The organism is Thermophagus sp. OGC60D27, from assembly GCF_052400625.1.
Classification (GTDB): Bacteria; Bacteroidota; Bacteroidia; order Bacteroidales; family Marinilabiliaceae; genus Thermophagus.
In genome coordinates, this window is the sequence record NZ_JBQTGH010000010.1 from 215,251 (window position 1) to 223,922 (window position 8,672).

At 45.3% G+C, this 8,672-nt stretch carries 7 protein-coding genes; 2 read left to right on the forward strand and 5 right to left on the reverse strand.

Features of this window, described 5'->3' with window-relative positions:
* Positions 1-88: 88 nt before the first annotated feature.
* Positions 89-1,267, forward strand: a complete 1,179-nt coding sequence (locus tag ACT29H_RS13475) for an App1 family protein (protein WP_444822164.1) — start codon at positions 89-91, stop codon at positions 1,265-1,267.
* 45 nt (positions 1,268-1,312) lie between these two features.
* On the opposite strand, the gene ACT29H_RS13480 is transcribed toward ACT29H_RS13475, so the two are convergent.
* From ACT29H_RS13480 to ACT29H_RS13490, 3 genes are all read right to left on the reverse strand, one after another.
* Positions 1,313-2,338, reverse strand: a complete 1,026-nt coding sequence (locus ACT29H_RS13480; protein WP_444822165.1) for an anion permease — start codon at positions 2,336-2,338, stop codon at positions 1,313-1,315.
* Positions 2,339-2,605: 267 nt separating this feature from the next.
* Positions 2,606-3,238 carry a response regulator gene (locus ACT29H_RS13485; protein WP_444822166.1) on the reverse strand — a complete coding sequence of 211 codons (633 nt, stop codon included), beginning with the start codon at positions 3,236-3,238 and terminating at the stop codon, positions 2,606-2,608.
* Positions 3,235-4,173 carry a sensor histidine kinase gene (locus ACT29H_RS13490; RefSeq protein WP_444822167.1) on the reverse strand — a complete coding sequence of 313 codons (939 nt, stop codon included), beginning with the start codon at positions 4,171-4,173 and terminating at the stop codon, positions 3,235-3,237. Before ACT29H_RS13490 ends, ACT29H_RS13485 begins: the two co-directional genes overlap by 4 nt.
* A gap of 361 nt (positions 4,174-4,534) precedes the next feature.
* Between ACT29H_RS13490 and ACT29H_RS13495 the strand changes: the two genes are divergently transcribed.
* Entirely contained in the window at positions 4,535-7,033 is a 2,499-nt protein-coding gene (locus tag ACT29H_RS13495) for a glycoside hydrolase family 9 protein (RefSeq protein WP_444822168.1), read from the forward strand.
* Here ACT29H_RS13495 and ACT29H_RS13500 read toward each other — a convergent pair.
* A complete protein-coding gene (locus ACT29H_RS13500) occupies positions 7,030-7,551 on the reverse strand; it encodes a macro domain-containing protein (RefSeq protein ID WP_444822169.1) in 522 nt (173 codons plus the stop codon). The genes ACT29H_RS13495 and ACT29H_RS13500 overlap by 4 nt on opposite strands.
* Positions 7,552-7,620: 69 nt before the next feature.
* A complete protein-coding gene (locus tag ACT29H_RS13505; protein ID WP_444822170.1) occupies positions 7,621-8,322 on the reverse strand; it encodes a type 1 glutamine amidotransferase in 702 nt (233 codons plus the stop codon).
* Between the last annotated feature and the right edge of the window lie 350 nt (positions 8,323-8,672).

An 8,672-nucleotide genomic window follows, 5' to 3' on the forward strand; every position in this document is an offset into this window, starting at 1 on the left:
ACCGGTTTGACGTGGTATGAATAGTAATCTGTTGTAATGATTCTTATCACCATTTGTTGTTTAAAGATATAAAAAAACGACGGGTAAGATGCTTTTTATTTCTAAAACTTTTCAATACATATTGCATACCGCCGGGAGTCCTTTTCGGCGGATACGGCTCAGGATCAAAAGACGTTTGGGATGGCTGGGAGTTCCGATCATTGAACCATACATTGGTGTGAGTAACGGAAGAGAGGTTTATATTTCGGGTAATGTAACGGAAGATAAAGGTCTTGCCAAACCCCGGTCGGGAGAGCGGTCCGGGGTGAATATGTTGTCGATGTTTAAACGGTATGTGAGTGATGAAATAAGTGGTGTAAGAGTAAAAGTTGTGTTTTATGGTCGGACGGAAATTGTGGAAACCAACGAGTTGGGGCTCTTTTATTGTTATATGAAGTTTCCCGTCCCTTTCTCCTCCGGACTGCGTTTTGAAAAGGTTAATTATGAGTTATTGGACGAGGTGGTGGAAAATCAGGGACCAATAACGGCAGAGGGGAAGGTGATGGTGGCGTCGGGCAAGGTCTCCTATGGGGTTATCTCCGACATTGACGATACCGTTATGGTTTCACACTCCACTCGTACCTTGAAGAAGCTGAGGCTGATGCTTTTTAAAAATGCACGCACCAGGATTCCTTTCGAAGGAGTTACCGCCTTTTACCGCGCTCTTCATAAAGGCTCGGCGAATGAACCGGGACCCAATCCGATGTTTTATGTCTCGAGTAGTGAGTGGAATCTTTATGATCTGCTCATTGATTTTTTTGAATATCGTTCCATTCCTTTAGGGCCTTTGTTGTTGAAGGAATTGAAACATAATGTCTTTAAGTTCTGGAAGACCGGGGGTGGAAATCACGAGCATAAATTTGAAAAGATCCGTTTTCTGTTTTCCTTTTTTCCTACCCTCAATTTTGTATTGATTGGCGACAGCGGTCAGCATGATCCGAATATCTATTTAAGGATCGCAGAGGAATTTCCCGGACGTGTGAAAGCCGTTTATATCCGATGTGTTCGAAAATCGCATAAGCATTCCGAAACCATGCGCACTGCCAATAAATTGAAGGCACTGGATGTCCCGGTATTGCTTATTGACAATACGGAAGAGGCAGCACAACATGCTTTGATGAATGGTTGGATTGATGATTCATCGATGATCGATATATCCCGTCAGCACCAAATGGATCATCATCATACCGGCTTTTATCTGGGCGATGAAGAGGAAACAGCGATATAAACATCGCCAAGGGCATTCATATTTTGCCGATGGTTTATCCGCTGATTAGATGTAAATGAGATCCCAATAATCGGCGAGCCAGACAAATAGGTAAGATATGATAAATGCAATGATGGGGGCGATGACCCACATGACAAAAAAGCGGTTGACTTCGGTCTTCCGGAAAATATTTTTAAATCCCAGTTTGGCAACGCCAATGCCAATAATAGAAGCAACATTGAGCTGAACCAGTGAGGTGGGAATACCTTTCAGCACCGATGCCAATAGCAATAAGGTGGCAGAGATAAAGGCAATAATAACAGCTTCAATACGACCGAATAAGACAATCTCTTTTCCTGTGTTCTGTAAGATCTTCTTGCCAAAGATGGAACTGCCTATGCCAAAGCTGGGGGCCACTATCAGGGTGGCCAGAATGAGCACATGAATAAAATGGGAACTACTTACATTTAATTCGTTGCACGACATTACGGCCACCGGCCCGGCTGCGTTGGCCACGTTGTTGGTGCCAATGGAAAAGGCTACGTACATTGACATCAGCACGATGAGGCCTTTCAACAGATAGTTGTCATTGAGTCGTTTGGATATGGTATATCCCTTTTTCCGTATGGGCTTGTAGATGTATTTTCCAATCAGGAAGGATAATACAAAGGCAATGATTGGCATAAAAAACCAGGTGGGAATGATTTCGAAGAACAGTTTATGGGTGTTTACCGAATCGAAATAGATGGCGGGCGCGACCACCGCCAAAACAGTGGCCTGGCTGGTAGATTGAGGTATGCCAAAGAGGTTGGCGATGAGGAGTGCCAACGCCACCGATCCCAGAATGATGGATACCACCGAAAAGGTCATGAATTGTCCATCCAATAGACCTTTTCCTACTGTTTTGGCGGTTTCTTTTCCGCCGATGATGGCCCCCAAAAAAACCATGACCCCAAACAGTCCCGGCACCGCAGCTTTCTTGATGATGTTGGCACCATAGGCAGCCGAAAAGGCGGGCGCCGTGCCGCTACCGCCCATGTTGATCGCCAAAAACAAGGCAATAACAAATGGTATCAGAAAAGGAATTAACATGTTGTAAACTTTTGTTTTATGATTGTTGAATGGGTGGATTTATCGTGTATTCTTTTCCCAAAATAAAGCCACCGGAATATTGAAACCCTTAATTGATGTAAGATGTTTGTTAGGTTCTATCGGAACATAGAATTGCCGAAACAAAGATGAGCGATTAGGCTTTTCTGTGAAAGCGTATTTTAACCTATTTAGCCGATACGTTTATAAACGTATCGGCCGGAAGAGAAAACCGCAGGGCGTAATATGGTTGAGAACGAGAGAGATGTTTTAAACCTCAAAGATTTTGTTTTTAATGGCGAAAACCACCATTTGTGCGGTATTGGCCGATTGGGTTTTAAGCAGGATGTTTTCGCGGTGTTTGTCTACCGTGCGTTTGCTGAGATTCAGAACATCGGCTATCTCCTGATTGGAAAGACCTTTGCAGATATGGTAAAGCACTTCGATTTCGCGGGCTGTGAGGTCGCTGTTTTTGGGGCCGTTTTTTTTATGGTTCAGACTGCGGATGATGCCGTTCAGTATTTCGGGCGAAAAGTAGTTGTTGCCATTGGCCACTTCGGTGATGGCTTTTTGAACGTCTTCGAATTTGGAGTTTTTGAGCAGGAAGCCTTTGGCACCGACATCAATCATTCCGGTGTAGTAGTTTTCGTCGCCATACATCGAAAGGGCTATTACTTTGGCGTCCGGCGTCTGCGAAAGGTATTGCCGTGTGGTTTGAATGCCATTCATTTCCGGCATTTCGATATCCATCAGAACAATGTCCGGAGCATATAAAGGGGCATTTTTCAGAAATTCTTTCCCGTTGTCGGCTTCTGCTATATCTTCAATGCCCTCTACTTCCGATAGCAGCATGTGGAGTCCTTCTCTAAATAATCGATGGTCGTCAACAATATAGATCTTCATAGCGGAATTTTAATTTTTAGGAAAAAGCCTTTGTTGTTTCCGGTGTGTAAATCCACTTTTCCATCCAACGATTTAACCCGTGAGCGAATATTGGCCAGTCCTGTACCCACAGGATCCTGGTCCGATGGGTTGAAACCCGTTCCATCATCCGAGTAGTGCAGTTCCAACTCCTTATGTGGATGAAAAAGAGAGATATCAATGTTTCGGGCGTTGGCGTGTTTCAGCGTGTTGTTTATCAGTTCGCAAAAAATGCGATAGAGGATTACTTCAATGTTGTAAGGTAGTTGAATCTGTTCAGGCGTGGTGGTTAGATGGAAAAGAGGTTTTTCCGGCTGTGGAATGTTGTGGTAAAAGGTATGAATGGCTTTTTTTAATCCGAATTTTTCGAGCAGATGAGGGCTTAGGTTGTTGGATATTTCCCGAACGGTATCTATGGCCGTGTCGATAGAGGCTTCGGTTTTTTCAATGATGCTTTTGTTGCGAGGGGTGGCCAGGGATTTGTCAATGGCCGAAAAGGCCATCTTTACCGATGAGAGAATGGGACCCAGTCCGTCGTGTAATTCACGGGAAAAGCGTTTACGCTCTTTTTCTTCTGTTTCTATGATGGCCGATAAGACTCTGGCTTCATTTTCTTTGCGCATACGGTCTATTCTGGCCTGAAGGTTAAATATTCGCCGTATGTAGAAGGAAGCGATAAACATTAACAGTGAAATAAATACCGCTATCCAATTGTTGAAATGGTCGGCAGTGCTTCGTGGGCTATTTTCAATAAATACTGCCAGTTCACTGATTCGACGCACTGCCATTAAAAAGAAGGCGATGGATATGGTAATCCACGATATGTTGAATTTGGTACGACGAATCAGTGTTAATGTATTAAAAAAGGCACCAAACTGAAGAATGACCGATGTGATGAGCGCTATCTGGATGAGCATGTGGTTGGTGGTTGGTTATGCAATATTATGGAAAAATATTCAAAAACAATATGGATGAGGCGGTTTTTGATTTGAACAGAGAGCTCGGTTAAAGTGGCTGTGGGGGTGGTGGATGCAGATATTTCTACCATTTTAACAGAAATTACCACCTGCTAATCGCCTTAAAGCCATTGAATAATTGGTAATTTTGATTGTCACCGGCAGGTGGAGAAACGGGTGGTTTGTTTAGAAATCCCCCACAACAAAGAAGAGGTATTTGGGGGAAGTGAGAGAATTAACCACAATAAGAGACGTGTATGCATTTTTTGTGAGTTTTTCTTCTTGTTTCAACCTCCATAAGGATAACTAAATCTAATATACTATGAAAACCAACAATTTTCGAAGTGCTTACTTTTTCCTGATAGCCCTGTTAATTGGGGGACTGATATCCGGGTTTGATTATTCTGAAAAAGATGGTAAAGAAACTCTGGTGTTAAATGATTCTGCCTATTATGAAGCTGAAGGGGTGAATATTTTAATGTTTTCCAATTGGTACAATGGGTATTTCAGCGATTCCAAGATGAGTGGCATTGAGGTTATTCATCATGGAAAGCGAACGGTAACCAACGGAGATGTTCGGCTCAATCACACTCCGGAGCAGTGGGATCCTATCCCGAAGTTTGTGAAAAAAGAGGTGGACAGCCTTAATCATATTGTGAAGGCCTGGTTGGAATATCCCAACTTTGGCTATATGATTCGCACCCAGCCACAGGATGATGATCTTTTGATCAGTGTTCATCTGGATAATCCCTTGCCGGCCGAGCTGGAAGGAAAGGCCGGTTTTAACCTGGAGTTCCTTCCGGCAGCGTATTTCGAAAAGACCTATCTCATGGATGGCAAAGCCGGAATTTTTCCTCTTTATCCGTCGGGGCCTACCACCGTCGATGAGGCGGGGAATACCGTTCCAGTGCCCTTAGCTGACGGTCATCGGATGGTGCTGGCACCGGAAGATGATTATCGGAGAATAACCGTTGAGTCGGAGCAGGAATTGTTGTTTTTCGACGGTCGTAATAAGGCACAAAATGGTTGGTTCGTATTACGGAGTTTGATTCCCTCAGGAAAGAAAGGAAAGGTCATTGAGTGGCGGCTTCATGTGTCGGCTGTTGGCGGGTGGCTGCGTGAGCCCGTAATCAGCTTTTCACAGGTAGGGTATCATCCCTCACAGATGAAACAGGCCGTTATTGAATTGGATCGAAGAGATAAAGGTCTCTCACAGGCCTCTCTTCTGAAAGTTGATGAATCTGGAAATCGAAAGACCATTTTCGAAGGCCCGGTGAAGATGTGGGGGCAATATCATCGGTATCAATATGGTATTTTTGATTTCTCGGATGTGTCAGAACCCGGGCTTTATGTGGTGAAATATGGGGACCTGCAAAGCCGGGTAATTCGTGTAGATAAAGATGTTTATGAAGGAGTATGGCATCCAACCCTCGACATTTATATGCCCGTGCAAATGGATCATGTGTTGGTCAATGAAGCCTATAGGGTTTGGCATGGGGCCTCACATTTGGATGATGCTCTGCAGGCACCTGTCAATCATGAGCATTTCGACCTTTATGCGCAGGGTCCGACCACCGACTCGCCCTATCGTCCCGGTGAGCATATTCCCGGATTGAATATTGGTGGATGGTATGATGCAGGGGATTATGATATCCGTACGCAATCGCAATATCATACGGTTTTGCGATTGGTCCATGCCTGGGAGGATTTTGATCTTTTCCGCGATGAGACCTTGGTGGATCAGGAAAACCGATTTGTGGATCTTCATCACCCCGACGGGAAAAACGACATCCTTCAGCAGATTGAACATGGTGCCTTGGCCTTGGTAGCGCAACATCGTGCCGTGGGGCATGCCATCCCGGGAATAATCGTTCCTTATATCTCTCAGTATACCCATTTGGGTGATGGATTAACCATGACCGATAATCTGATCTTCGATTCTTCTCTCGACTCTTTGGAGGTAAGATACCCTTATAGTGGCACTTTTGATGACAGGTGGGCGTTTACCAGTAAGTCAACACCTCTTAACTATGGTTCTGCCTCGGCGCTGGCAGCGGCATCCCGTGCCTTGCAAGAGATCAATCCGGAATTGGCCAGGGAATGTCTGGAAACAGCTGTTAGGGTATGGAATCATGAGCAGGGTAAGGAGCCCGATATTTTCTATGTGGGGAATACCACGGGAGGTCCTTTGCTGCTGGAGGAACTAAGAGCCACAACTGAACTGCTGATCACTACCGGCGAGGAAAAATATGCCGGGCGAATAAGAGCGTTGTGGCCGGATATCCGTCAACAGTTTGGGTATTTAATTACGTCACTTTTCCCTGCTTTGCCTTATATGGATGAGGCTTTTGTCAATCAGGTGAAGGAAAGAACCCGGCAGTATGCTGAAACAATGGACAGCCTGAAGTATCGCAATCCTTTTGGCGTGCCTATTACCGAAGGGGGATGGGCCGGTAACGAAACCATTATAGAAAATGGCGTTGCCAACTATATGATCTATAAGGCATTCCCGGATGTTGTGGACAAGGAGTCTGTTTTCCGAGCTATAAATTATATTTTAGGCTGTCATCCTGGTTCCGATATTTCGTTTGTTTCAGGGGTGGGGCTTCATTCCAAGAAAGTCGCTTATGGAATGAACAGAGCCGATTTTTCATTTATCGCCGGTGGCATTGTTCCGGGGGTCCTGATATTGAAACCTGACTATCCGGAGAATAAGGAAGATTGGCCTTTCCTGTGGGGCGAAAACGAATACGTGATAACGGTTGCCGGCTCGTTTATTTATCTGGCCAATGCCGTTCAATCCCTCGTGGAGGATCTTTAGCAAAGGATCTCTTTATACACCTCCAGGTCTGATTGGCTGAAGAGCACAAAGCGGATTGACTTCACATTTTTCAGTGTCGGCGCCATCTTTTTGATGGTGTCGGCAACCACGTTGGTGGCATCGCGCAGGGGATAGCCAAAGATCCCTGTGGATATGGCCGGGAAAGCTACGGCGTTGATCCGTTTTTCTTCGGCCAGCCGAAGGGCGTTACGATAACAGTTGGCCAGCAGCTGCGCTTCGGGCTTGTCGACACCATATACCGGTCCCAGGCAATGGATCACATATTGATTGGGAAGGTTATGAGCTCCTGTGATCACTGCTTCACCCGGCTTGATGGGAGCCAAGGGGCGGCACTCTTCGGCCAGACCCGGACCGGCACCACGATGGATGGCACCTGCCACGCCACCGCCGGGCATTAATTGCGCATTGGCGGCGTTGACCACGGCTGCCATGTCGGGTTGTGCGGCGATATCGCCCTGAACACATTCAACGGTGATGTTTCCAATGATTGTTTTCATGGGAAAATTTTTTTTATTCTAAATCAGATTCAAGAGTTGGTTGTTGAATTGGCCCGATCAACAAAACGGTCAGGAATTCTCCTTTAAACGATCCAATAGCTGATACATGAGCCTGTTGGTCGAAGAAATATAATGAGAATTTTCCAGAATCTCTTCTTTCTTCCGGACAAAGGGCGCCTCTATCAAGTCGTCCGCAGAATCTTGCAGCATCAGGTCCAGACTTTCGGCCGTCACCTCGAGATGAAACTGGAGGCCCAAGACTTTGTTTCCGAGTGCAAAAGCCTGATTTCTACAGACGGGTGAGGACGCTAAATGATATGCCCCTTTCGGTATTTCAAACGTGTCGCCGTGCCACTGAAATATTTTGAAGGTGTTGTCAAAACCCTTGAACAGTCGACTTCGTTGCCCTTCATCGGTAAGCGATACGTCGAACCACCCGATTTCGGGTTCATGGTTTTTTCTAACTTTAGCACCCAGCGCAGTAGCTATCAGTTGAGAACCCAAACAGATGCCCAGAACGGTCTTCCCGCTATTGATGGCCTTTTTTATGGCTTTTTTCTCTTCTTTTAGCCATGGATATTGGGTTTCTTCATCTACATTCATTGGCCCGCCCATGATGATGAGCCAGTCGTACGTGTCGACAGACGGTATTTCCCATTTTTCATAGAAGCGGGTATAACTTAGCTGAAAACCTTCTTTTTTTATCCAGTCTTTTATGCACCCCATATCTTCGAAGGGGGCATGTTGAAAACAATGTATTTTTATGTTCATGGGTGTTTGTTTTTTTTTGGGGGTTGGTTTCAAAAATATGAAAATTTATCCATTGCAGTGCATCGATTTAGGTTGGGATAATTTATGCCGTGAATTTAAGTTGGCAAAGATTGCTATTTTTGATGTCTGGTTTTAGAGGTCAGAAGCCGGAAGCCGGAAGCCAGAAGCCAGAAGCCAGAGGCCAGAGGTCAGAAATAAGAAGAAATAGATGGAAATAAGTTGTTAAGTAGAAAAGTCGTTGCGTGCGACGGCGGTTCCCCCTTCAGGGGGTTAGGGGCATTGCTGTAAACTTAAGTGGCTAAAAGGTTGATAATGAAATGATAACGCGAGGGCAAACGGAGGCTTCCGCC